General features: G+C 61.7%; 21 protein-coding genes and 1 riboswitch. Of the genes, 12 read left to right on the forward strand and 9 right to left on the reverse strand.

Annotated features, from left to right (window positions below; translation table 11 throughout):
* The first annotated feature begins 95 nt into the window (after nucleotides 1-95).
* Genes BPRO_RS14280 through BPRO_RS14295 form a run of 4 tightly spaced genes read left to right on the forward strand, consistent with a single transcriptional unit; the run spans nucleotide 96 to nucleotide 3,091 of the window.
* Nucleotides 96-830 carry a peptidylprolyl isomerase gene (locus tag BPRO_RS14280; protein WP_011483780.1) on the forward strand — a complete coding sequence of 245 codons (735 nt, stop codon included), beginning with the start codon at nucleotides 96-98 and terminating at the stop codon, nucleotides 828-830.
* A 29-nt stretch (nucleotides 831-859) separates the two neighbouring features.
* A complete protein-coding gene (locus tag BPRO_RS14285; protein ID WP_011483781.1) occupies nucleotides 860-1,369 on the forward strand; it encodes a peptidylprolyl isomerase in 510 nt (169 codons plus the stop codon).
* Between the two features lie 35 nt (nucleotides 1,370-1,404).
* A complete protein-coding gene (locus BPRO_RS14290; protein ID WP_157045803.1) occupies nucleotides 1,405-2,250 on the forward strand; it encodes a UDP-2,3-diacylglucosamine diphosphatase in 846 nt (281 codons plus the stop codon).
* Between the two features lie 55 nt (nucleotides 2,251-2,305).
* Nucleotides 2,306-3,091, forward strand: a complete 786-nt coding sequence (locus BPRO_RS14295) for a zinc-dependent peptidase (RefSeq protein WP_011483783.1) — start codon at nucleotides 2,306-2,308, stop codon at nucleotides 3,089-3,091.
* Nucleotides 3,092-3,205: 114 nt separating this feature from the next.
* Here the strand turns inward: BPRO_RS14295 and BPRO_RS14300 are convergent, their stop codons facing one another.
* Entirely contained in the window at nucleotides 3,206-6,082 is a 2,877-nt protein-coding gene (locus BPRO_RS14300) for a DUF349 domain-containing protein (RefSeq protein WP_049764246.1), read from the reverse strand.
* A 241-nt stretch (nucleotides 6,083-6,323) separates the two neighbouring features.
* Nucleotides 6,324-10,418, reverse strand: coding sequence for a DUF748 domain-containing protein (locus BPRO_RS14305; RefSeq protein ID WP_011483785.1), 4,095 nt, complete (start codon nucleotides 10,416-10,418; stop codon nucleotides 6,324-6,326).
* Nucleotides 10,419-11,152: 734 nt separating this feature from the next.
* Here BPRO_RS14305 and BPRO_RS14310 point away from each other — a divergent pair.
* From BPRO_RS14310 to nrdR, 3 genes are all read left to right on the forward strand, one after another.
* Nucleotides 11,153-12,016, forward strand: a complete 864-nt coding sequence (locus tag BPRO_RS14310) for a lytic transglycosylase domain-containing protein (RefSeq protein ID WP_049764128.1) — start codon at nucleotides 11,153-11,155, stop codon at nucleotides 12,014-12,016.
* 124 nt (nucleotides 12,017-12,140) lie between these two features.
* A riboswitch (ZMP/ZTP riboswitch) is annotated at nucleotides 12,141-12,272 on the forward strand.
* A gap of 47 nt (nucleotides 12,273-12,319) precedes the next feature.
* On the forward strand, nucleotides 12,320-13,564 hold the full coding sequence (gene glyA / locus BPRO_RS14315; RefSeq protein WP_011483787.1) for a serine hydroxymethyltransferase: 1,245 nt from the start codon (nucleotides 12,320-12,322) through the stop codon (nucleotides 13,562-13,564).
* 27 nt (nucleotides 13,565-13,591) lie between these two features.
* The gene (gene nrdR / locus BPRO_RS14320; RefSeq protein WP_011483788.1) at nucleotides 13,592-14,041 is read left to right on the forward strand and encodes a transcriptional regulator NrdR; all 450 of its coding nucleotides are present in this window, start codon (nucleotides 13,592-13,594) and stop codon (nucleotides 14,039-14,041) included.
* A 15-nt stretch (nucleotides 14,042-14,056) separates the two neighbouring features.
* Here the strand turns inward: nrdR and BPRO_RS14325 are convergent, their stop codons facing one another.
* The 7 genes from BPRO_RS14325 to BPRO_RS14355 all read right to left on the reverse strand — a co-directional run bounded on the left by BPRO_RS14325 (nucleotide 14,057) and on the right by BPRO_RS14355 (nucleotide 21,071).
* Complete coding sequence (locus BPRO_RS14325; protein WP_198140934.1) at nucleotides 14,057-14,605, reverse strand: GspH/FimT family pseudopilin; 549 nt, start codon at nucleotides 14,603-14,605, stop codon at nucleotides 14,057-14,059.
* Nucleotides 14,606-14,756: 151 nt separating this feature from the next.
* Entirely contained in the window at nucleotides 14,757-15,335 is a 579-nt protein-coding gene (locus BPRO_RS14330) for a GspH/FimT family pseudopilin (protein ID WP_011483790.1), read from the reverse strand.
* Nucleotides 15,332-18,409: a pilus assembly protein gene (locus tag BPRO_RS14335; RefSeq protein ID WP_011483791.1), complete on the reverse strand. Its 3,078-nt coding sequence runs from the start codon at nucleotides 18,407-18,409 to the stop codon at nucleotides 15,332-15,334. Before BPRO_RS14335 ends, BPRO_RS14330 begins: the two co-directional genes overlap by 4 nt.
* Nucleotides 18,410-18,428: 19 nt before the next feature.
* A complete protein-coding gene (locus BPRO_RS14340) occupies nucleotides 18,429-18,941 on the reverse strand; it encodes a PilX N-terminal domain-containing pilus assembly protein (protein WP_011483792.1) in 513 nt (170 codons plus the stop codon).
* A complete protein-coding gene (locus BPRO_RS14345) occupies nucleotides 18,938-20,113 on the reverse strand; it encodes a PilW family protein (protein ID WP_011483793.1) in 1,176 nt (391 codons plus the stop codon). The genes BPRO_RS14340 and BPRO_RS14345 overlap by 4 nt, the downstream gene beginning before the upstream one ends.
* Entirely contained in the window at nucleotides 20,110-20,679 is a 570-nt protein-coding gene (pilV, locus tag BPRO_RS14350; protein WP_011483794.1) for a type IV pilus modification protein PilV, read from the reverse strand. The genes BPRO_RS14345 and pilV overlap by 4 nt, the downstream gene beginning before the upstream one ends.
* Nucleotides 20,673-21,071: a type IV pilin protein gene (locus tag BPRO_RS14355; protein WP_011483795.1), complete on the reverse strand. Its 399-nt coding sequence runs from the start codon at nucleotides 21,069-21,071 to the stop codon at nucleotides 20,673-20,675. The genes pilV and BPRO_RS14355 overlap by 7 nt, the downstream gene beginning before the upstream one ends.
* Before the next feature lie 182 nt (nucleotides 21,072-21,253).
* Between BPRO_RS14355 and ribD the strand changes: the two genes are divergently transcribed.
* The 5 genes from ribD to nusB all read left to right on the forward strand — a co-directional run bounded on the left by ribD (nucleotide 21,254) and on the right by nusB (nucleotide 25,283).
* On the forward strand, nucleotides 21,254-22,375 hold the full coding sequence (ribD, locus tag BPRO_RS14360) for a bifunctional diaminohydroxyphosphoribosylaminopyrimidine deaminase/5-amino-6-(5-phosphoribosylamino)uracil reductase RibD (protein ID WP_011483796.1): 1,122 nt from the start codon (nucleotides 21,254-21,256) through the stop codon (nucleotides 22,373-22,375).
* A gap of 98 nt (nucleotides 22,376-22,473) precedes the next feature.
* Nucleotides 22,474-23,118, forward strand: coding sequence for a riboflavin synthase (locus BPRO_RS14365; protein WP_011483797.1), 645 nt, complete (start codon nucleotides 22,474-22,476; stop codon nucleotides 23,116-23,118).
* A 3-nt stretch (nucleotides 23,119-23,121) separates the two neighbouring features.
* On the forward strand, nucleotides 23,122-24,225 hold the full coding sequence (gene ribBA / locus BPRO_RS14370; protein WP_011483798.1) for a bifunctional 3,4-dihydroxy-2-butanone-4-phosphate synthase/GTP cyclohydrolase II: 1,104 nt from the start codon (nucleotides 23,122-23,124) through the stop codon (nucleotides 24,223-24,225).
* Nucleotides 24,226-24,262: 37 nt separating this feature from the next.
* Complete coding sequence (ribH, locus tag BPRO_RS14375; RefSeq protein WP_011483799.1) at nucleotides 24,263-24,727, forward strand: 6,7-dimethyl-8-ribityllumazine synthase; 465 nt, start codon at nucleotides 24,263-24,265, stop codon at nucleotides 24,725-24,727.
* A 40-nt stretch (nucleotides 24,728-24,767) separates the two neighbouring features.
* On the forward strand, nucleotides 24,768-25,283 hold the full coding sequence (gene nusB, locus BPRO_RS14380; RefSeq protein ID WP_041388839.1) for a transcription antitermination factor NusB: 516 nt from the start codon (nucleotides 24,768-24,770) through the stop codon (nucleotides 25,281-25,283).
* Nucleotides 25,284-25,300 lie beyond the last annotated feature (17 nt).

Genomic DNA, 25,300 nt, shown 5'->3' on the forward strand with positions numbered 1-25,300 from the left:
CAGGGGCGTTGGAACAGGCCGGACCAGGCACCCGTAGTGGTAGTGGCCCTCGCCGGGGCAGCCAGTGAAAAATATTTTCTTGAAGAGGTAATTTGATGGCATTTGCCAAGCTCGCCATGTCCGCCATGTCCGCCACGTTGACCCCATTCAGCGCGGCTCGCCGCGCAGCGCTCGCGGCAATGGCTGTCTCTGCCGTCATCACCGGCCTTGCCGGCCCCGCCTCGGCGCAGGGCGCACCCAAGGTGAAGTTTGTCACCAGCGAAGGCGATTTCGTGGTCGAGGTCTACCCCGACAAAGCGCCCAAAACGGTCGATAATTTTTTGCAGTACGTCAAGGACAAGCACTATGACGGCATCATCTTTCACCGGGTCATCAGCAACTTCATGGTGCAGGGCGGTGGCTACGATGCGAAATATGCCGAGAAAAAGACCCGCCCCCCGGTGGTCCACGAAGGCCGCGAAGCCCTGGCCAAAGGCGGCGCCAAAAACGTGGTGGGCACACTGGCCATGGCCCGCACCAGCGACCCCCATTCGGCGTCATCGCAGTTTTTCATCAACGTCAAGGACAACGACTTTTTGAATCCGACGCTGATCCCGCCGGGCGACCCGGTGCCCCGGTTTGAGTACCAGGGCCAGGTCTATGAAAACACACCACGCGCGCAACTCGTCAACGCACCCCAACTCTACGGTTACACGGTGTTTGGCAAAGTCATCAGCGGCATGGACGTGGTAAACAAAATCAAATTGGTTCCCACCGGCCCCGGCGGCCCCTTCCCCACGGACGTGCCTAAAACGCCCGTTCTCATCAAATCTGCAACCCTCGTCAATTAATCAATTGACTCACTGATACAGGAACCACCATGAGCAACCCGAAAGTAGAACTCCATATCAAGAACTACGGCGTCATCACGCTGGAGCTCGATGCCGCCAAGGCACCCAAGACCGTCGCCAACTTCCTGAGCTATGTCAACAAGGGCCACTACACCAACACCGTGTTTCACCGCGTGATTCCCGGCTTCATGGTGCAGGGTGGCGGCTTTGAAGTCGGCATGAAGCAAAAGCCTACCGACGCCGAGATCGAGAACGAAGCCAGCAACGGCCTGAAGAACGACAACTACACCGTCGCCATGGCCCGCACCAACGCGCCCCACTCGGCCAGCTCGCAGTTTTTCATCAACGTGGCAGACAACGGCTTTTTGAACCACACTGCGCCCAGCGCATCAGGTTGGGGCTATGCCGTGTTTGGCAAAGTGGTGGCGGGCGCCGAGGTCGTTGACAAGATCAAGGCCGTCAAAACCGGCCGCAAGGGCTTTCATGATGACGTGCCCCTCGAAGACGTGGTGATCGAAAAAGCAGTGGCACTGGCCTGAAGCCCCTTCGGACTGAGCCTGCCCAAGTCCGGCCCGTGACCTCCTCCTTGACCGTGCCCCAGATCGCGGAGCTCCATGCACCGCCTTCCTGGCGCACGGTCGATTTCATTGCAGACCTGCATTTGCAGGCCGGGGAGCCCGCCACCTTCACGGCCTGGCGGCATTACCTTGAGAGCACGCCTGCCGATGCGGTGTTCATCCTGGGAGACCTGTTTGAGGTCTGGGTCGGCGACGATGCGGTGAGCGCTGATTTACCGGCCCTGGCGACCGGCATGGAGACCCAGCCGGAGACCAGCTTTGAAGACCGCTGCGCCCGCCTGCTGGGCGAGACAGCAGGCCGGCTGGCTGTTTTTTTCATGCACGGCAACCGCGACTTCCTGGTCGGCCAGACACCGGCCGGCCCGACGCTGATGGACCTGTGCAACATCACCTTGCTGGACGACCCGACCGTGCTGGTGTTTCAAGGTCAGCGCTGGCTGCTGTCACATGGCGACGCGCTGTGCCTGGGTGATGTGGACTACCTGCAGTTTCGCCAGCAGGTACGCAGCGCGGATTGGCAGAAGGCGTTTTTGGCCAGACCCCTGGCCGAACGCCAGGCCATTGCGCGCGGGCTGCGCCAGCAAAGCCAGCAACAGCACGAACGCCGCAGGCAGTCGGGAGCCGGCTATGCCGACGTGGACACCGAGGCCGCCCGCCAGTGGCTAGAGGCCGCGGGCGCGCGCACCCTGATTCACGGCCACACCCACCAGCCGGCAGTGCATGACCTCGGCCAGGGCTTTGCCCGCGTGGTGCTCAGCGACTGGCATGCCGAGGGCAAGGTACCGCGCGCCGAAGTGCTGCGCCTGTCCGCCGACGGCTTGCGGCGCATTCCCCTGCTATAGGCCTGGCTGCCGGCCTGCTCACAAAGCCTGCGATCAAGACGAAGACGCCTGCCTCATGCTGAACTGGCTGCGAACACTGCTGGGGCGCGTCCGCGCCGATCCCGACACCATTCCCGAGACCCTGTGGCAGCACACGCTGGCCCAGTACCCTTTCCTGGCCCAACGCGCAGCGGCCGAGCAGTCACAACTGCGAACCCTTGCCGGCCAGTTTCTGGCCGGCAAGGAATTCAGTGGCGCGCAAGGCCTTGTTGTCACCGATGAAATGGCGGTCGCGATTGCTGCGCAGGCCTGCCTTCCGGTGCTGCACCTGGGCCTTGACTATTACGACGACTTCAAAGGCATCGTGGTGCACCCGGGAGCCATGCTGGCGCGCCGCGAGGTGATGGACGACAGTGGCGTGGTGCACCGCTACAGCGAAGTCCTGCTGGGTGAAGCCATGGAGCGCGGCCCGGTTACCCTGAGCTGGCAGGATGTGGCTGCGGCAGGTGAATCAGCCAGCCAGGGCTACAACGTCGTGGTTCACGAATTCATTCACAAGATCGACATGCGCGACGGCACTGCCAACGGCTGCCCACCCTTGCCCTCGCGTACGGCACGCGAGGCCTGGCAGGCCGTGATGCAACCAGCCTACGACGACTTTCGAGAACAGGTGGCCATGGCCGAACGTTTTGGCGGTGCGCCACCCTGGCTGGACAGCTATGCGGCAACGTCACCAGCCGAATTCTTTGCCGTGACCTGCGAGGCGTATTTTGTGAACCGCCCGCGGTTTGCGCAGGACTTCGCAGCTCTGGCTGGGTTGTTTGATGAATACTTCAGACGAAACAGACTTTCAACCCAGTAAGGCAAAGGGGAAATAGCTATTTATTTGATAGCACCTCTGCATCATGCGGTGCGACAGTGAGCATCCAGCGCTCCCCAAGCCCGAGGGCTGCGAGAGGCTAGTTCACAGGTCAGCTCATCGCTTGAGCAGCACCTTCAGCACGTTTTGCACGCGCCTGGCGTTGCCGGCATCGAAGTCAGCTGCCAGCACCTGAGCGGCGTCTTCACCCCAGGTTTCAGCGGGTGCGGGTGCGTTGCGCCGGGTCAGCAGCTGCAACTGCAACATGCGGCGGGCACTGAGGTGCTCGGCAGGCGTGGGCAGTTCGGCGGCGATCTCCAGACGCAACAAGGCTTCGGACGCATCCTTGCCTGAGGGCACGCCAACCGCCTGAACCCAGCGGTTGCGCACAGCGGGAGCGACCTGCTTGCCCAGTTCCTGCGCGCCGGGCAACAGCGACGGATCGCGCTTTTCCCAGGCGGTGATCAAGTGGGTCAGCACTTCACCATGGGCCTGCATGGCGAGCTTTTTGAGCGCGTGGTTGGCGGCCTCAAAGGCTTCGCGCTGGGCGCGGAAAGCGGCATCGCCCAGGCGCGGACCGCGGTCTTCGAAGGCCGGGCGGTCATTGTCACGAGGGCCCCGGTCGTCACGGCCGGAACGGCTGCCATCGCGGTCGGGGCGGTAAGGCTCGAACTTGTTGTCCGTGCTTTGGCGCGGGCCGCCCGGGCGCGAATCCTTGCGGTCACCGAATTTACCGCCTCGTCCTGCGGGCGCTGCTTCAGCCTTGCGCATGCCGGGGCGGTCGTCACCGCGCATGGCCACGATGGGCCTGGGTGCGGCTTTGGGCGGTGGTGGGGGTTCAGCGGGTGCAGAGGCGGGCTCGCCGGCTTGCGCAAACTCGGTGGCGGCCGCTTCAGAAGCGGCTTCCATGACGGGCGATTGGTCTGCTACTGTTTCTGTAGCTTCCTGCGTAGATTCAACGGAGGCTTCGGCATCATCTCCTGCTGCAACAGGTGTTTCGTTGGCGGCGGCAAGCACAGCCTCGACCGAAGCCGCCGACGGCACTTCGGACTCCGATGTAGCCGCAGGTGCAGGCACGGGCGCAGGGGCCGGCACGGGAACCTGGCCACGAACAATCGCCTCAAGCGCCTTGGCGGCGGCGTGGATTTTTTGCGCATCGCCGCTGGCCGTGGCGGCCTCCACCGCTTTGGAGGCCTCGAGCACCATGCGGTCGAACTCGCCGAGCGCAGCTGCTGCTTTTTCGCGCTCGGCGGTTTTCCGCTGGAAGGCGTCATCAATCGGCTTGCGAAAAGCGTCCCACAGTTTTTGCTCCTGCTTGCGCTCAATCGGCACACTTTGCGCCTCATGCTGCCAGCGCTGCTGCAGGGTCTTGACGGCATCAATGCGCAACTGGGGCTCAGCCCCCAGAACTTGCGCCTCTTCAATCATGGCCTTGCGGCGCGCCAGGCTCTCGTTGCGGGCGGCCGTCAGCGGTGCATCAGCCGCATCCATGGCGGCTTTCCAGACAGGCTGGATTTCGGCAAAGGCCTTTTCACCCAGGTGCCCCGCTTCGCGCCATTTCTCCACAAACCCGTTGAGGCTGCGAATGTGGTGCTTCCAGTCGGTGTTGGTCTTGTGGGCTTCGGCCCAGGCCAGCACTTCTTCAATCAGTGCGTGGCGCTGCGCCTTGCTGGCCTCCGTCTGCTCCTTGACTTTTTCGAGCCAGGTTTCGACCACTTTATGGGCTTCATTGCAGGCATCGTCAAAGCGCTTCCACAGCGCATGGTTGGGCGTGCCGCCCTGGTCGCTGGTCTTCCACTGCTCGCGCATGGCGCGCAGGGCTTCCTGCTGCTTGCGGCCGCCCATGGGGTGTGCCACCAGCGCTTCGGCTTTCACGACCAGCTCTTCGCGGATCTGGTCGGCGCGCCAGCGCTGCCAGCCTTCCAGTTCGCCGGCCGCCGTCAGCGCAGCGTGCGCAGCGGCTTCGAGCTTGCTGTCGATGTGGCGGATATGCTCTTTCAGCGCATGGCGCAGGTCAGCCGCGACTTTGGGCGTGGACTTGCCATGGCCTTCCGTCACTTCGTGCTCCAGCCTGGCCAGCGCTTCCTGCACAGCCGCCGTCGCCTTCTCGCGCATGTCCTTCAAGACAGCAGGATCGATTTTGGCCTTGGGCGCGCGCGCCGGCTGCTCGCCCGCGGGTGCCGGAACGCCACGCGCGGCGCGCAACTCGTCGGCCCACACGGGCACGGCGGGCAGTGGCGCCGCCGCATCCTCCGCAGCTTTCACGGCCACGGCCAGTGCTCCCTGGAAGGCCTCCCAGACAGCCAGCAACTGGCCACGCGAGGCGTCCAGCAGCGGAGGAAATTTCGCGTCGACGCTGGCCCAGTTGGCGTCGTGCATGATTTCGTCGGCCTGGTTCTGCCAGTGCGTCACGTCGGTGCGCAGGGTATCGAGCGCGGCTTGCGCATCGCGCCAGGGTTTGATGGACAACACCTCGATGCGCTGCGCAATCAGCACGGCGGCTTCGCGCTGCACCTGGGTGCGGTGCTGCAGGTCTTCGATGGTCTTGACGCGCTCGGCCAGTTGTACCTTCAGGCCGGCCAGCGGTTCCCGGGACAAGGGCGCTCCAGCCTTGGCGGCGTCACGCTGCCAGGCCAGGGCATCAGCCAGATTGAGTTTGGGCAAGGCCAGCAGGCCCTGCGCTTTTTCAGCCCATTCGGCCGCCACGGCTTCCTGGCCCTTGCTGCGCTTGACCTCGTCGAGCTTTTCCTTGAGGGGTTTGGCGGCGCCCTTGTCGCGGTTGGCCAGGTCCTTGTAAACCTCGGCCATCTGCTCCGCTGTGGGTTCCGTCGCCAGCCACTGACGGATGCGCGCCGCGCGCTCGCCCGAGGTGGGCGCTGAAAACGCGCCGCCCGTCAGGCCGTCCAGCGGATGGGCTTCGGCCGATTTGGCCGGGCCGGTTTTCACGGTGGATGCATGTGCCGGAGTAGCGTCGGCTTTGGAAGATTTGGACATGGGAAAACGCAGCATAAAAAAATTAATAACACTCGGTTCGAGAAAACAGCCGAAGACGGCACGCGAGCCGGAGCGCCCTATGCTCCGGGATGCTTGCGCCTGCCAGCACTTGCTGCCATGGTCAGGGCAATGGGTGGTGAACCGTCAGCGGGGAAAGCGGGTCGCGGCGTACAAGGCCTTTGCCTCTTGCGCCCCGCCCTCACGCTTTAAAAATAAAGCACTGGGCGTATTTTCGCTGTTTTTAGGGCATCGCCAAATTAAGTTCAGCGCGTGGCGTCCATTTGGCCTCTGGCGGCACCGCTTTGGCGGCCCCCAGAAAGAGGCGATCAGGTGGCAGATTTCGGGTGGCGAGGTAGTCCTTGACGGCCATGCCGCGCTGCACCGCCAGCTCGCGCATGGCGTCATCGCTCACCTTGATGTCGGCCAGCAGCAGACTTTCCATCTCGGACACGGGCAGCTCTTTGGCCAGGCCGATGAGGTTGCGCGGTTTGGGCATGTCCGCGCGTTTGTACACCTCCTTGATCAAGGCGGGGTACTCGGCGGCGCTGATGCTGACCGCGGCCCCGGCGGTACCGCCCTCTTTGACCGTGCTGCGGCGCTTTTCGGCCCCCACCAGTTCATCAAGCCGCTCGCGCTTGAAACCCTCACGCTCGGCCTCCAAACTGCTGGTGCCAACGACCGTGAGCTTGAGGGCTGGTCTATCTGCCAGCGCCTTGGCCACCTTGTCGAGCCCTGCCCTGGCTTCTGGCCCCAGCTGGGCGCTGCCGGCCTTGAAACTGACGGTGCTCAACTCCTCTCCACCACCGCCCAGCGCACTGGTCAGCAGGCTGAACGGTGCGGTAATTGCCTTGACGATCACATTGACAATGACCTTGACGATGATGGGGCCGAGGCTGAACTGCGGGTCGTTCAACGAGCCGCTGATGGGCAAGTCCAGGTCAATCACGCCATTGCGGTCGGCCAGCAGCGCTACCGCCAGCTTGACCGGCAGGCTGGCGGTGGAACCCTCGACCTTGTCACCAAAACTGAGCTGATTGAGGATGAGCTTGTTTGTGGCGGTGAGCCGCCCGTCAGGCAGAACCACATAGTTGACGTCCATACTGAGCTTGCCGCGGCTGATACCGTACCCGGCGTACTTGACGGCATAGGGCGAAAGTGGCGGCAGCTCCAGGTCGCGCACCTTGCCGGTGATGTCAAGCGCGAGCGGCTTGGCCAGCGGGTTGAGCTTGCCCAAAATCTCCAGCGACGCCGTGCCCTCGGCCCGGCCTCGCAACTCCAGGTCGGCCATGTTGGGCGTCGTAGCCGTGCCACTGCCCGGCGTGCTGGATGGCACCGCCGGGGACACCGAGGAGAACGCGCTGAGCTTGCCGGTCAGGTCGCTCAGGTTGGCCGAATAGTTGGGTTTAACAAAACGGTCCGAAAACAGCACCTTGCCGTTGACCAGGCTCATGGGGCCAAAACTCACTGCCGGAGGCGGGCCGGGGCTGGCGGCGGCAGGGGCCGAAGCAGGCGATTGCGCTACGGTTTGCGAGCCTTTTGGCGCTACAGCCTCTGTTTGACGGGCACCACCAGCTATGGTTTTAGTAGCAGTTTGAGATGCAGGCGTGAAAGCGGCGATCGTTGCCGTGCCCCCCGCGGTGCTGGCAGAGGTGGCCGGCTTGAGCAGGTCCTGCAGGTTGATGCGGCCCTCGGGTGTGACGATCACGCGGGCGAAGAAGTCGGTCAGCACCGTTTCCGTTACGTCCACCCGCGTCGCCTTGGCCGGGTCCAGTGCCACATTCAGGCCGCGCAGGTTCAACGCCTTCCAGGCCAGCAAGTCCTCGCTGGGTGCCAGGGTATTGGCCCTGAATTCTTTCAGTGCCACATCGCCGGCAACCTGGGCCTGCGGCCCCGCCGGGGTCTGGCGGTAGGCCACGCGGCCCTTGAAGCTGGCGTCGGCGCGCAGCAGCTCGATGTTGAGCGCGTCGGCGAAGTAAGGCTCAAACGCCTGCGCCGGCAGCCGGTCCACCACCAGCTGCCCCTGAGCCTGCAGCGGCACGAGGCCCACATTGCCCTTGAAATCAAGCTTGCCGGGTTCAAAATGCCCGGTGGCCAGACGCAAGGAGGCGGTGAGCGGCATCGGTTTGGCCGCTTGCGCCCTGGCCGAGGGCCGGTCATCAAGCACCAGCCCACCCAGTTGGGCCCTGGCCGCCGAGACCTCAAACACCACCGGCTTGGCGCCGGCCTTGTCGGAAAACGATATGGCGCCCCCCTCGAGCAGCACCTCGTTGATGGCCACGGCCCAGGAAGGTGCGTCGGCTTTGGGGGCCGTAAGCGCTGGCGACGGCGGTGGCGGCGATGACATGCCGCGGCTCACCATCCAGCGCTCGTACATCCAGCGTTTGTCGCTATCGCGGTCGACCTTCGCCCTGGGCTGGGTCAGCTGCATTTTGGCGGATTTGAAGGTCTGGCCGGCCACATCGATGCCCACCTCAAACAGGTCCACACGCTTGATGGACACCAGCGAGGTTTTGCCTTGCGCCAGCAACACGCCGCTGACGGCGATCTGCGGGGCCGTGACCTGCAGCGCCTGGCCCTTGTCGCCGCTAGCAGCCTGCCATGTCACGCCCAGTTGGGCATCGAGCTGGCCGTTCAACGCCGGCAGCAAAAACTGGCCAACGTACCTGGCTGCCATATTGAGTGGCCAGGCAGCCACCGTGGCAGTGACCTGGGCCGCCTGGTCCGTGGCCGTTCCGCTGAAGGTCAACAACGCGGGGGTGGCGGCCGGCTCGGGCGCGATGGCTTTCACGGAAACCCCGGCCGCCATCGCCTTCGCCTTTGTCTGTGCTTTTGTGTTGGCACCTGCCGCTGCAGCGAGCGGCTCCTGGACGGACTGATCCAGCCCTATCGATCCATTGAACTGCAGGGGGGCGCCGGCGGCAAACGGCACGGCAATTGCCGACGCGTCCAGTGCGATGCCTGCCAGCCGGATCTGGGCAGGCGAGCTCAGGGTTTCATCCAGCCAGTTCAGCGCGCCACCGCGCACGGTGACCTTGCCCACTTGCACTTTCCAGGGCGTCGAGGCCGTGGAAACCGCTGCGGCGGACGGGGCCGCCGGTTCGCTGACCGCGGCCTCTGGTTGGACATCGTTTGGCGGGTTTGCGCCCAATTTTTGGTCGTTAGCAGCTATGTTTTTTGTGGCGCCTTGTGTACTGGAGGGCAGTACATTCAGTCGCCCTGCCCGGTCCCGCGTGATCTGCACCGTGGGCGCGGTGAGCTCCACGGCAAAGAGTTTGACGAATTGCTCCAGCGGGCGCACGTCGTCCATGCTGATCTGCAGCCGGTCGAAGGACAACAAATCCTGGCTTGACGAGGAAGCCGCCGGCAGGCCGGGGCCCGGGCTCGTCAGCAGGCGGACCTTCTCTGCCGTGGCAGTTCCCGATATCCTGACGACGGCGTCCGGGGTTTGCTCGAACGCCACCTTGGCATCGGCATGCAGCACCGCGCTTTGCAGCCGGAACGGCAGGCTGGCCGGCCAGTATGCCAGGTAGGGGCTCAGGTCAAAACCGCTGAGCGTGAAGCGGGCGTCGGTCTTGCGGGTCTGTGCAAAGGGCGTACCGACCGCCGCCGTGTCAAAACGGCTGCCATTGAGCCGGAAAGCCAGATGCGGCGCGGTTTTGATCTCGCGCTGGGACTTCAGGTTGCTCAAAAAAGGCACTGTGAGCTGCAGGTCCCGCAGCACGTGGGTCTTGCTCACCGACTGGTCGATAAAGTCCAGTTGACCGCCATTGAGCTCCAGGTTGTAGTGGGCAAACCGCGGAGGCTCGCCAGGCACCTCGCCTGCGGAGGCCTTGAAACGGTCCAGGATGTCGTCAATGTCGTAACGCCCTTCCCCAAGATAAGTCAGCGAAGCCGCGGGTTCCTGCACCACGATCGCATCGGCCACCGGTGCCAGCCGCAGCAGGGACTCGAGTTCCGCATCTATATAGATACGCTTGATCGTGAGCTGAGGCGCTGCGCCGGCCTGGGCGCTGCCGGCTGTAACCGGTGTGGTGGCGCCGGCTGGGCTGGTTTTGGCGATGACGAGGTCGTTGAGTGTCAGCTCCAGCGACCACGGCTTGAAGTCCACTTGCCCCACGGTCACCCGGCGACCCAGCTTTTCAGAGGCAATTTTTTCCAGCTGCGATGTCAGGATGACGGGGACCGCCGCATAGGCCAGCGCCCACAACAGCAACAGCCCCCAAAAAGCCCAGCTCGCACGGCGCCGCCACGACGGTGACCGGACCCAAACGCCAACCTTGGCCTGAAATTTCCGCCCCCCCTCCCACCACTTGTTCTTCAATTCATTGCTTGGCATAAGACCCGAGTTTTTTATGGCCGGGCCAAAAGGTCAATGATTTATTTGAAAAAAGTGGTGATTCAAAACGAAAAACCCCGACCAGCTTGACTGACCGGGGTTGACGGCGGGCGTAATGCTCATGCCGTCGGGCTTCGCAAAGGAGAGAGTAATCGTCTCACAGTGCGATAGAAGCAAGTGATTGCTTCCAGTTTTACCGGGGTTGGTTACCCAGTGGGAGCCTGAATCAATCAGGCAGATAAAGATTAAACCTTCGGTAGGCGACGGGCAAGTCCAAATTTTCAATCGCGGAAATGGAAGTGATTGCCGTTTTCTTCGGGATGCCCGGGAGCCCCACGCCGACCACGGGGAGAAATCTCACAGCCACACGGGATCCTGGATGACATTGAAATTTGGGTAAGTAAATTTAACTGGGGCAGCCCGTCAAAAGGCAGCGCGGCGGCCCACTCTTAGGCTGCTTTTTGATATAAAACCGAGTGTTTATCAAGAAAATTGCATATCAAACTGATTTGTTATTCTTGACAGGTTATTAAAGCGGCCACTAAAATTCGACCTGTTCCCAAAACCTAGGGGCAACCCGAACCCGCTGCCGAACCCGGCAACGTCAAACAAGGGGTCAACACCCACAAGGCCAGGCCTTGGTTTGATGGCGACCCAATCAAAGTCTGCATGGCCCCCGCGGCTGCGCAGGCGTAGAAAGGAGTGCTATGACAGCGCTAGGAAACCATGGCTTGATGCCGCACCTTGAGGCGCACTTTAAAAGTGTACGCAGCAGTCTTTCAAATATTGCTGACGATATTGCCCAGGGCTTTTTCGAGATCATCCACAACAGCTTTGCCCTCCTGGGGCTGGCCGTCGTGTTTGCGGTGATCACCCTTGTCGCCCGACCCGATTTGCGTCAGGCGGGTGAATCCGAGCTGATCACCTGGCTGCAGGAGCGCCGGGAGGCGGCGATCGGCTTTACCGAGCCCGCCGCCATTGACCGGGCCACCGCGTCCAACCCGAAAGACCTGCCATCCCAACAGGCAGCCGTGGCTTACTGGCTGAGCAAAAAGTACGGCGTGGCACCGGAGCCTCTGAGCGTTCTGGTGTCAGAGGCATTCGAGATTGGCCAGAAAGCCAAGCTCGACCCCACCCTGATTCTGGCCATCATGGCAATCGAGTCGGGTTTCAACCCCTTTGCTCAAAGCCCGGTCGGCGCGCAGGGCTTGATGCAGGTGATGACCAAGGTGCATCACGACAAGTATGAAAACTTTGGCGGCAAACTGGCGGCGTTTGACCCGGTGACCAACCTTCGTGTCGGTGTCAAGGTGCTGCAGGAGTGCATTGCCCGGGCCGGCTCCATCGAGGGAGGTCTGAAATATTACGTGGGCGCGGCGAACATGGAAGATGATGGCGGTTACGCCGGAAAAGTCATGGCCGAGCACGCTCGCCTGCTGACCGTGGTGGGGAGCAAGCGCCTTCTGCCCTCGCCGTTCTTCGCCAATCCGGCTCCGGCCCGCCCTATCCCGGCGTCCTTGCCGGCAAAACCTGGCGCCGGGGACGCTGGCGACGGCAGCAAAATGCCTGAAAAGGTAGCCTTCCTCAGTCAGTCCTGACCCCTCGTCCAGCCCCCTGCCTTGGCTGGGTGGCTTGGGCTTGTAGAGCGCATCCTCGACGCCGGGCTCCATCCCGGCGTTCTTTTGCCCTCGCCCGCCGCACCAACCGCTCGTCAGTTACACTAGGGAGGTGCGCGACTGGCGATAGGTATCATGGTCTTGCCGGCCATTGATGCTGACGTGGGGACACCACTGGGAAGCGCACCGCTCAAAGCCGTTTGGCCACAGCGTTCAGCCGTTCGCCTGGGCAGCCCTTGCTTCCTTGCTACCCAAGGACAAGGATCAAAGTCTTGAAGGACTGCCATGTACCATCGCAATATTCTGGTCGAACAGACCGACCCCGAAATTTTCGCTGCCATCCAGGCTGAAAACGCCCGGCAGGAACACCACATCGAGCTGATTGCCAGCGAGAACTACGCCTCGCCCGCCGTCATGGCAGCCCAAGGCTCGCAGCTCACCAATAAATACGCCGAAGGCTACCCCGGCCGCCGTTATTACGGTGGTTGCGAGTATGTGGACGTGGCGGAGCAGCTGGCGATTGACCGCATCAAGCAGATTTTTGGCGCGGATGCCGCCAATGTGCAGCCGCATTGCGGCGCTTCCGCCAATGAGGCGGTGTTTCTTGCCTTCCTGAAGCCCGGCGACACCATCATGGGGATGAGCCTGGCCGAAGGCGGTCACCTGACCCACGGCATGGCACTCAACATGAGCGGCAAGTGGTTTAACGTTGTCTCCTACGGACTCAACGACAAGGAAGAGATCGACTACGACGCGATGGAGCGCAAGGCGCACGAGACCCGCCCCAAGCTCATCATCGCCGGCGCCTCGGCCTACAGCCTGCGCATCGATTTCGAGCGTTTTGCCAAAGTCGCCAAAGCCGTAGGCGCCATCTTCATGGTTGACATTGCGCACTACGCGGGCCTGGTTGCTGCGGGCGTGTACCCGAACCCGGTGCCGCACGCCGACGTCGTGACGTCCACTACGCACAAGAGCCTGCGCGGCCCGCGCGGCGGCATCATCCTGATGAAAGCCGAGCACGAGAAAGCCATCAACAGCGCGATCTTCCCCGGCCTGCAGGGTGGCCCGCTGATGCACGTGATTGCCGCGAAGGCGGTGGCTTTCAAGGAAGCGCTCTCCCCCGAATTCAAGACATATCAGCAGCAGGTGCTGACGAACGCGCGCATCGTGGCCGAAACGCTGACGCAACGCGGTTTGCGTATTGTCAGCGGCCGAACAGAGAGCCACTTGATGCTGGTCGACCTGCGCGCCAAGGGAATCACCGGCAAGGAAGCTGAAGCCGTACTGGGAAGCGCCCACATGACTATCAATAAAAACGCGATTCCGAATGACCCGGAAAAGCCGATGGTCACCAGTGGCGTGCGCATCGGTACACCAGCGATGACCACGCGCGGCTTCAAGGACGAAGAGGCACGCGTCACGGCCAACCTGATTGCAGATGTGCTGGACAACCCCCGCGATGCCGCCAATATCGAAGCGGTTCGCGCCAAGGTCAATGCCCTGACCAGCCGCTTCCCTGTTTACCGCTGAAGCGCATTTCGACGTCTTGGCAAACCAATGAAATGCCCTTTCTGCGGCAACCTCGAGACCCAGGTGGTCGAAACCCGGGTGTCGGAAGATGCAGATTTCATACGCCGCCGCCGCCAGTGCGGCGCGTGTGAAAAGCGCTTCACGACCTATGAACGGCCTGACGTCAATTTTCCGGCGATTGTCAAAAAAGATGGGCGCCGCATTGAATACAAGCGCGGCAAGATCCTCGGCTCGATGAACCTGGCGCTGCGCAAGCGACCGGTGAGCACAGAGCAGATCGACTCTGCCATCGAACGGATTGAAGAAAAACTCCTGAGCCTGGGCGTTCGGGAAGTGCCCTCCAACCGCCTCGGCGAATTGGTGATGCGTGAGCTTAAAAAGCTCGACAAAGTCGCCTACGTGCGCTTTGCCAGCGTCTATCGGTCTTTTGAAGACATCGACGAATTCAAGACACTGGTGGACGAGGTCCGGCGCTGATCTGGGCTGCCCGATCTAAACGCAGGTGGCGACTACGACTTTCTGCACCCGGGGCCGACCCGCGCTGTTGATGACGATCTGCCTGGCCTCGCCATTCAACGCCGATTGCCGGCACAACGTCAACGTGCCCGCCTGGAAAGCCCCTGAAACAAGCCTGGTGCCGCCCGTGGCGTCGAATGACACGTACGTGGCAACATTCGAATTGCCGACCAGTTGAAAGCTCGCCGGCAGGGCCGGCGACTGATGCACCATCACCTCCGTGTCGTCCTTCGCGGCATTGTGGTTGGGGTCGTGAAAGACGATCCAGCCCTGCTGCCAGCCGCCGCCTTCCGTGCAGCTCAACCCGTCAGCGGACTTGCATACGGTCATTCTGCTGTTGCGTTTGATCGCCTCGCTGCGCGTCAGGTGCAGCGCCGAGAGATAGGCATTGGCTTGTGAGGTCAGCCGCATCGAGTCGGCGAAGGTCCCAACCCATGGCACAGCCACGCCCAGCAAGATGCCCAGGATGGCGATCACGGCCACCAACTCGACCAACGTGAACCCGCGCATCGAGCGCTTGCGCAAAAGGGATTGCGGGCTCGATTCCGGCGCGGCAGGGAGGTTTGACTGTTTCGGCATATACCGAAAGATAGCCAGAATGTGCTAAACCCACATCCTCCAAAGTAATGAAAAAAAGATTTAATTAATGTGATAGAACCACTGAAGAATTATTTATTTACGAGCAAATGCCGGTTCTGGTCGTGCTCACCGAGACACGACCCGTCGTGCCGACGCCGATGGTCCGCTCCTGCGATCCCGCAGAGGGCGCCAAGCGGCACAAGTTCAGGCTGACAGTCGAAGCGACCAGGCCCGACGGTTGGAAAGCGATCGAATAATTGTTGCCCGTGAAGGAATACTCGGTGGAAAGGGCTTGCTGATAGGAGATGCGAGTCTCGTCGCTGTCCACAGTGCCGTTGTCGGCGTTACCACCCGCGCCGTTGTCGCTGAAAATGATCCAACCCTGCTGCCAACCGCCCGCGGTCGCGCAACTTGTGCCGTTGGACGATCGGCACATCTTGACCACGGCATTGCGCTTTATTGCCTCGCTGCGCGCGAGCTGGGCGCTCGCGATAAAGGAGTTGCTGAACGACGCCAGCCGGTTACTCAGGAAAGCCTCGTTGAATGACGGCACCGCGATGGCGGCCAGAATGCCGAGCACGGTCATGCTGACCAGCAACTCGATCAGGGTAAAGCCGCGAGACGCCCTCGTTCCGGATGCGGATCGCTGAAGCCGTAAAGCCATCTTGCTTGTCATTTCTTTTCAAGGTACCAGTAGAGGCGCCCCTTGGGCATGGTGCTTGAAGACGAGGTCGTCGGTTGCTTCGATTCGAGAGGCGAGTCTCCGGTACAGCCAATGCAGAAAGGAACGGTCTGGCCTGTGTCGAGCGTGACTAGGCCCGCTGTCGCCGAAGGCGGGAGGCCGTCACCCACCACGTCCTCATAGCGAAGGTCGTCCACGGGTTTGGCGTACTCATAGCCCACGTTGTAGACACGTGTGGTGCCCAGATTGCTACAGGAGCCGGAACTGACGACTCCCGTAACAGCCGGCTCATGAGTGCTGAAGGTGACGACGCTGAATATGGTCAGGGGTTGGGTCACGACCTGCTCTGTTGAATGAAGAGCCAGGTACCAGCCCTTCTTGGTTCCCAGGCTCGAGGGCGACGCCGCGTCCCGCTCGATCTTGAGCAGGGAATTGAGGCACACCACGGCGATCCCGCAATCCGTGGTGCCAGGGTAGGAGGTGTCATCGGGCTTGTCCTTGAACATGAAGAAGTAATTAGTAACCGCCGTTGCCGCCGTATAGCCGGTGATCGGCTTCTCACGGTCGCCGGAGCCCACCAGCAGCGTGTACTCGCCTGTCGCCGTATTCACCACGCTGGGTGAGAACATCAGCTTGCGGTTCGCCGGGCAGCTGGTGGTGGTCGTATCGCAGCCGAACGACGCAATCTGCTTCATCGTCCAGGCTGACGGGGCGCCGGTCATGGTGATGCGAAATATGTTGCCGCCCAGGTCGGCAATGTAGGCGTATTTCGCATGACCGTCGCTGCCCGAAACGATGGCCATGTCGGCGATGACTCCGCGATACTTGTTGAACGAAGTCAGGACCGAGGCCGAGGTATCGAAGCTCTTTTCAACGGCACCCGTGTCGCCGTTGACGATATAGACATGGTTGCCGGTGGAACTTGACGTGCAGTTGTGGTTCGCGCCGGTCGTGCTGAACTGGTCGTAGTCTTCGCAGGCATCGTACCCACCGCCGAAGATCAGCAGGGGCGTATTGCCGGAACTGAAGCTGCCGTGCGTGAACGTCTTGATCGAGCCCCAGGTCTGGCCGATGCCACTCATGCCGCTGGAGCAGGTGCCGTCCGCGGTGCAGCCGATCCGCCATTTGAGCGACGGGCTGGTCGGCGCGGTGTCGGCATTGCTCACGTCGAACGCGTAGATCGATCTTCCGCCGCGGCGCATGGTGGCATAGAGGAATGTCTTGGTGGCGGTTGAAGCGCCGATCGTCCCTCGGTACGCGGTGATTGGGCCATCGATGGCGTAGTCCTTCTTCTGGGTGCCCGTCGCCGGCGTGTTGAGATAGTAGTTGAGCGGCGTTTTTTCGCGGAGCCTGGAGAACTTCGACAGAAACTCAGGCGGCGCGAAAGACCAAAGCTCGCCCCCGGCTGGAACCGCGCCGATCGCGTCCGCTCGATTGCCGTTCACCGCCCTGAACCAGCCGTCGTTGGCGCCGTAAAAAACGACGACCTTGGGCGCCACCGTGGTTCCGAAATTCAACGCCACGGGGCGAGAATGAACCACATCACCGTGCATGGACAACCTGTGGTCGGTAAAGGAGCCGTCGATATCTTCGTCATCCTTGTTGTCCATGCCCCCGGCCCAATTGATCACATTATCGCGGTCAGTCGTGGTGCTCACGCCAAGCTGTGTCTGCGAAACGTTCGTATTGTTGAAGGTGACGAGGCTCGTGCAAGTCGCGTCATTGCAAGTGAGCGAAGTCCTGGTGGAACTCAGTCTCAGCTGGTAAGCCTGCGCGCCTTTGGCAATGACGTTGCCATCCGGATAATTGGACGACTCCGCGCCCGCCACCGTGAGACAGTCGCTTTCCTGCGCGCTGTTCCACTCGGTATCCACCGTCGTCGGGGTCCAGTAACTTCGCGCGCACTCCGTAATGAACCCAGTCTGGCCGTTGATGGCCGCAGTTCCGTCTGCGTCGACCAGCTTCAACTCATTGTTGATGAATGCCATCTTGTACTGTTTGAGGTTTCCCTTCCAGCGCGGCATACTGTCGCCGTCGGGCCGGAACATCCCCACGAACACCTGGTTCAGGTAGGTGCCCTGCGTGTTCACGCTCACGGGAAGACTGACCGACGCGAACACGCTGTTCACGGACTGGATCTCGGAGAGGATGGAGTTGATGGCGTCCGCGATACCTGAGGTGCTCACATCAAAATATCGCCCACCGCTTTGCGATGCCATGCTTTTCAGCAAGGCCGTCCATCCAGGACCCTGGCCCGAAGTTCCCTTGTTCACGTCGAGCGTGTACACCACCCCCTTGATCGCACTCTTCTTGAGAAACCGCGCCCATTCGTCGGCCGGGTTGTCCTGCGAACCGCTGGGGTTGAGTGAAATGGCGGTCGTCTTGCCGCCGGCGGCGGCAAGCGCGGTCGTCGCAGTCTCAATGTCGGAACTGTTGTCTTGAGCCGGGCCGTTGCTGATGTAGATGATGTAGTTTTTGACGCAATCACCCGAGCCCGGCTTGACGTAGGTGGTGCTGTTCTTCGATGCCAGTGCGTTGCCGGCAAGCGCATGCATAGCATCGTCGGATGCATTGCCCGCGGTATTGAGGGCATAGTCGGTCTTGTTCTTCTGGTTACCGGCGTGCGGCGTGCCCCCGCTGAGATAGTAGTACGCTTCCATCATGGCCTTAGCAACCTTGCCGCCGTTGGATTTGTCGCCGGTAATGTCCAGACTGTCGATCAGGTTGGCGTAGGCGGTCTTGTTGCTGCTTGTGATCGTTCGAGCTGCCGCCCGAACATAGGCACCGTCATTACCCGAGTTTCCACCGCCCGTCTCGTTGAACATCATCAAGCCGACCCGGAACTTGTCAACCGGCATCCCCTGGAAGACCGACACGAGCGCGGCTTTTTCGTTCACGAAGGCCGTGTTCCAGTTCGCCGTGTTGTCCAGAACAATCAGCACATTCGGTGTTTCAGCGGTAGTGGGTGGAGTGCCCACGAACAATTCAATGTCCTCCGCGAGGCTGGTGGACACATGCGCCACGAACACGAGCAGCACGGCGATGCATTGAAATATTTTTTGTTTCATGGGATTTTCCAACGGGGACTCAGGTGGACGGTGTGGCACAGACCGCGGTTTTTTGACTATTACTGAGCTTCGCGCGCACGCCCTGGTGCACAACGACGGATGTGCCGCTGGCGGTATCGCCGACAGTGGCTTGAAGTTCCCACTCGGTGTACCAGTTGTTCTCGGCACACAGCGCCTTGAGGTTTTCCTCGCATTTGTCCGGGTTGGGTACTTCTATGGCCCGCACGCATTTGGGCAGCGCAATGCTGACGGTGTAGTCCGTCGCGCCGTCCTTGTTCATGTCGACATTCAGTTCCTGCGCCACGGGCGCGTCGGTGAAGGAGGAACTCACGACCAGTTCGATGGCCTGGTTGGCAGCAGCGATCGCCTCGTCGCGCGCCTGCATGTTGCCGACGGCCTTGAGATTGGATGAACTGAGCGTGAATGCATTGACCACCAGAAGGGTGATCAAGGTCAGCATGATCAGCGCGACCACCAGCGTGGCGCCTCTCTGGCCCCGCCCAGGTCGCGAGCCTCTAACCATCGAACTCATGGCGTCTCCCTGCGCGTGGCTACGTTGGTCAAGCGGATGGTCTGGGTAAACAGGTGGCGCTTGTAGCCGTCGTTGAACGGGCCCATGTAGTCCGTCGGATTGGTACAGGAACTGGCCAGGCAGTATTGCTTGGTGTCCGTATGGCCTGGCGTGGTCCTTTCCGCTCGCACCAGCACGTACAGCTTGACCACCGTCACGTTCACCAGCTGATCCGCAGTACAGGGCGTTGCTTGCGAGCAGCGGATGTATTCGTCCGGCAGACCATTGCCGCGATTCGTGGGGGTGTTCAGCACGGTGGCGCCTGTCGGCCACGCGATCGGCAAGGCCAGCGCCGCCAGGTCGACCGTGGCGGCGGTGTCGCTCCTGTTGTCCACTCCATATTCCACCCTGAAGCCCTGTACCCCCTCCACCAGCGCCTGGGCGGACAGGAATTGCGGGGTACCGTTGACACCAAAACGCGCGCGCATCAGTGTCGGTATGCCGTCTCCCGCCGCGTTGGCGTGATCGCGTACGTAGTAGATGCTGGAGGAGAACCGCCTGATGGGGGCATCCGCGGTACAGTCGCCCGCCTTCAAGGTGAAGCCAGTGGTGCCCAGCACAAGAGTCGTGGTGTCGTCCCCGCACCGGGACGCCTGAACATACACATGCGGTGAGGTGGCGGCACGGGTGTCAGAACAGTCGTCCGTACCCGAGCCGACGAGGCATGGTTCCGCATGGCGCACCACAAGTAGGTCAGTATTTCGCTGGGGATTTGTAACAACGCCGGCGCAGACCGGCGCCGACGGGGATGACACGTCCAGGATGTCGGTTCCTTGCACCGCCATACCGATCAGGTTGGTCTTGTACGCCGCGTCCCACGCCGCGAAGGCCTGACACGGATCGGGCACGGCTGTCGGCACGTCCGTCGGCCCGACGGTGGTCGAGCCCGTCAAATTGTCGAACTCGGGAACATGGCCGGACCAGTAGCCCGCATGCGCCACGTCGGACGACAGCAGCTGCACGGCAAAGCGTCCGTTCTCGATGAGCCGGTTCGTGGAGCTCAGTTCGCTGTTGTTGCGATTGACGTTGATCAGCATGGTGAGGAGAGCCAGGATGATCAGCAATCCGAGGACCAGCGAAATCATCAACTCCACCAAAGTGAAGCCGCGCTGCGTGCGGAGGGTTTTGTTCATAGGGTGGCGACTCGAACCAAGGTGGTCACGGCACGTCGGCACAGGTCGTTCTTGCAACTGGACGCGCTGTCGCCATTGAACTGGCCGGCGCCGCAAGCGACGGATGCCGGTGGTGCCGAAATCGGCGTGAGACCCTGCCATACCACGGTCACCAGGTAGTCGCCGCTGGCGGTTTGGATGCATCCGCGGCCGCCGACCATCGCACCCACCTTGTCCGTGCCGGACACCTCGGCGGCCCCCTGCAAGGCTTCGCACCATTGCCGCAGGTCCTGCTGCCCTATGGTCGCGGTCGCCGTGGGACAGGTCATCCCCGTACCTAGCGCCGTGGTCCCCATGACATATAAGCTGGCATTGTTGCGGTTTGCAGCGATGCGGTTGGCCATATCGTTGAGCAGCAGAAGCGCCTGGCTGCGCTGGTAGGCCTCCATCTCCGAACTCTGCATGCGCATCTGCAGCCCCGCCATCCCGAGCAGGCCGAAGGCGATGATGATCATGGTGACCAGCACTTCGATCATCGAAGCGCCGAGTTGTTGACGCGGGATGCGGGACGGCACGCGGGCTACCATTTGCCCACCGGGTCCTTCACCCCTTCGCTGGTGAGCGTCAGGTTGCCATCTTCGGCCTGGCCGCCAATGGCCGTGAACGTGATGGTGAATCCGGGCGCCGTAGTCGTACCGCCGACCAGGGCGATCGTGGGCGTGTACTTGGCAGTGAGGTCAGTGGGCAGCGAATAGCCACTGAGCATCAACGTATCGTAGGAGGCGAAAGTACGGTTGGCCAGCAGGTATTGCTGCTCCCGATTGGCGATATCCATCATCTGAGCCTGGGCCGCCCGCCGCACGCCTTTCCTGATGTGGCTGGTGTAGGAGGGATAGGCCACCGCAGCCAGGATTCCGACGATAGCCACCGTGACCATCAGTTCGATCAGCGTGAACCCATTTTGCTTGCCGACGCGCATGCCATCTCCGGTTGTTAGGTTATTTCAGGCTGAACCTTAGCGCAGGCGACTTCCGAAAGCACCTACTGCCCGACAACCGGTCGCTTTACCCGAACGAGTGGTTCGCGCGGCGGGCCACCGGGACGGATTAAGATGAGCAACCTTCACCCTTGCAAACTCCAAACAACGCTGCCCCACTCAGGATGAAGCCCCCCCCTCCATTCATCGACCAGGCCCTGGAGCTGGCACGCCATGCCGTAGGCCGGTCCGAACCCAACCCCCGGGTGGGCTGCGTCATCGCCTCCGCCGATGACCAGCGGGTGCTGGGCACCGGCGACACCCAGGCCGTGGGCGGGGCGCATGCAGAAATCATGGCCCTGCGCGATGCGGCGGCCAGGAGGCATGTAGTCGCTGGCGCAACCGCCTACGTCACGCTCGAACCCTGCTCCCACCACGGCCGCACCGGCCCCTGTTGCGACGCGCTGATTGCAGCAGGCATCAAAAAGGTGGTGGCATCCATTGCGGACCCCAACCCCTTGGTGTCAGGTCAAGGGTTTGAGCGCATGCGTGCCGCTGGCATTGAGGTGGTAGTGGGCCCCGGCGCTGCGGAATCGCGTGAGCTGAACATCGGGTTTTTCAGCCGCATGATCCGGAAAACGCCCTGGGTGCGCATGAAAATTGCCGCCTCACTGGATGGCAAAACGGCGTTGGATAATGGCGCAAGCCAGTGGATTACCTCGGAAGCGGCACGCACGGACGGGCATGCCTGGCGTGCGCGTGCCAGCGCCATCCTCACCGGCATCGGTACGATCCTCGAAGACAACCCGCGTCTGGATGTCAGATCGGTTGCCACGCCTCGCCAGCCCCACCTGGTGGTGGTGGACAGCCGACTTCAACTGCCATTGAACGCCAATCTTTTCACAGGTAACCGCACGATTTATGTCTATGCGGCCGTGCCAGATGATGCCAAGAAGACCGCATTGGAAGAGCGCGGAGTCACCGTGATCTATCTGCCCGGCCGGCAGACCGGAGCGCCGGACAAAGTAGACCTGACCGCCATGCTGCGTGATCTGGCGCAGCGTGAAGTCAACGAGGTGCACGTAGAGGCAGGCCACAAACTCAACGGATCCTTGCTCCGGGAGGAGCTTGTCGACGAATTTCTGGTCTATCTGGCCCCGAAACTGCTGGGCTCCGGCAATGGCATGGCTTCATTTGGCCCCCTGCAGCAGCTTTCGGACGCCGTTCCGCTGGAATTCCTGTCCGCCCAGCCGGTGGGCGTTGATTTACGGGTAATGGCCCGGGTCGCAGGACGAGACCGGTTCTAGCGCAGATTGAGCCTCAAAACCTGGGGACAGCGCGCTTTTTCCGGGCCTTTAGAGCCCTTGCCGGGCGGCACGGCTCGATTCCCTGCGAAAATGGCAGGATGTTTACCGGAATCATCACCGGCGTGGGGCGCATCGTCGCCATCCATAGCCTGGGCAGCTCTTCAGACCATGGCAAGCGACTGACCATTGAAACGCCCGCGGGTTATCTCGACGACGTGGGTCTGGGCGACAGCATTGCACTCAGCGGAGCCTGCATGACTGCGGCTTCACTGGACAGCGCCAACAACCGCTTCTGCGTCGACGTCTCGGCCGAATCCCTTTCCAAAACCAGCGGCCTGACCCAAACCGGCATCATCAACCTGGAAAAAGCCCTTCGCGCAAATGACCGCCTCGGCGGGCATATCGTCGCAGGTCACGTCGATGGCATTGGCCGTGTGACGCACTTTGCCCAGATGGGCGAAAGCTGGGAACTGCGCATTCGTGCACCGCGGGAACTGAGCAAATACCTGGCCTACAAAGGCTCCATCACCGTCAATGGGGCAAGCCTGACGGTGAACCGCGTCGTGGATCTGACCGAAAATACCGGTGGCAGCGAGATCAGCATCAACCTCATTCCCCACACCGTGCAAAACACGGCACTGGGCCAACTGGCGGCAGGCTCTGAGGTCAATCTGGAAATCGACCTGATCGCGCGCTATGTTGAACGCATGCTCAAAGACACCCATTCACCCCGAAAAAGCTGACCCATGACCACTGTAATTTCCCCTGTTGAAGACATCGTTGCCGACATGCGCGCCGGCCGCATGGTTATCTTGATCGACGAAGAAGACCGCGAAAACGAAGGCGACCTCGTCCTGGCAGCAGACCACGTCAGCGCAGAGGCCATCAACTTCATGGCCCGCTTCGGTCGTGGCCTGATCTGCCTGACACTGACGCGCGAACGCTGCGAGTTGCTGCAATTACCCCCCATGGCCACCCGTAACGGCACCAAGCATTCGACCGCCTTTACCGTGTCCATTGAAGCGGCCGAAGGCGTCACCACGGGTATTTCTGCCGCTGACCGGGCTCGCACGGTACAGGCCGCCGTAGCCAAAGACGCCAAGGTCAGCGATTTGGTGCAACCCGGCCATATCTTTCCCCTCCAGGCTGTCGATGGCGGCGTTCTGATGCGCGCTGGCCACACCGAGGCGGGCTGTGACCTGGCGAGCATGGCCGGCTGCTCGCCGGCCGCCGTAATTTGCGAGATCATGAAGGACGACGGCACCATGGCCCGCCTGCCTGACTTGCTCCTATTTGCCGCTGAACACGGCCTGAAGATTGGCACCATTGCCGACCTGATCGAACACCGCAGCCGCAACGAGTCGCTGATTGAGAAAATTGGCAGCCGCACGCTGCAAACCGCATTCGGCGAATTTACCGTGCATGCGTTCAAGGATAAGCCCAGCCAGGGCCTGCACCTGGCACTGGTCCGGGGTCAGTGGTCAGCGGACGATACCGTCGCCGCGCGGGTGCATGAGCCGCTGTCGGTCCTGGACGCGCTGGAGGTCCAGCGTTCCATGCATTCGTGGAGCCTGGACCAGAGCCTGAACCATATTGCCAGGGAAGGCAAAGGCGTGGCCGTGCTGCTGAACTGCGGCGAAAGCGCGGCGCAGTTGCTGGCCCAGTTTGAAGGCACGGCCCGTGCCAGCCAGGCGCCCGAGCGCGGCCGCATGGACCTGCGCACCTATGGCGTGGGCGCGCAGATCTTGCGCGAATGCGGCGTGCACAAAATGAACCTCCTGGGCAACCCGCGCCGCATGCCCAGCATGACCGGCTATGGCCTGGAGATCGTCGGCTACATCACTCAATAATTCAATCATTCAAATAATTCAATCAAGGGAGTTCATTGTGTTTGGTGCAGAAAAAGGTTCAACCGACAAGCTTGACGGCCGGAAATTTTCCATTGGCATTGTGCAGGCGCGCTTCAATGAAAGCGTTACCAACGCCCTCGCCGAAGCCTGCAAACAGGAGCTTGCAGCCTTGGGCGTGGAAGAAAAAAACATCAAGCATGTCAAGGTGCCCGGCGCGCTCGAAGTGCCTTGCGCACTGCAGGCCATGGCCGAAAGTGACAAGTACGATGCCCTGATCGCCCTGGGCTGCATCATTCGCGGTGAGACCTATCACTTTGAGCTGGTGGCCAACGAAAGCGGCTCGGCCGTGACACGCCTGGCGCTGGATTACCAATTGCCGATTGCCAACGCGATTTTGACGACCGAGAACCTGGCGCAGGCCGAGGCGCGCCAGATTGAAAAAGGGCGTGACGCGGCGCGCGTTGCCGTCGAAATGGCCAATCTGCTGGACGAGCTTGCATAAGCCCCTGTTTCAAAAAACCTTTATTACCAACCGGCGCTTCATGGCTGAACCCCTCAACAAACCCAAACGACCACCCCAAATCCGCACCGGCCTGACCGACACGGGTGTCAAAAAAGCGGCTGACAAATCGGCGCGTACCCGGGCGCGCGAATTCGCCCTGCAGGCGCTGTACCAGCATCTGGTGGGCCGTAATGACGCCGACTCGATTGATGCCTTTACCCGCGACCTGGTCGGTTTTCACAAAGCAGACTCGGCGCACTACGACGCGCTACTGCATGGCTGCATTGAGGGCGCCAGCGCCCTTGACGCGGTCATTACCCCCCTGCTGGATCGGCCCATGGCCGAAATTTCACCGGTTGAACATGCCGTGCTCTGGATGGGCGCTTACGAATTCAGGCAATGCCTGGATGTCCCCTACCGCGTCGTGATCAACGAGTGCATCGAGCTGGCCAAGGCCTTCGGCGGCACCGACGGGCACAAATACGTCAACGGAGTCCTGCATAAAATGGCACCCTCCCTGCGCGCCGCCGAAGTTGCCGCTGACCAGACAAAATAAATCGCAGACCATGAAAG

This window comes from Polaromonas sp. JS666, from assembly GCF_000013865.1.
GTDB lineage: Bacteria > Pseudomonadota > Gammaproteobacteria > Burkholderiales > Burkholderiaceae_C > Polaromonas.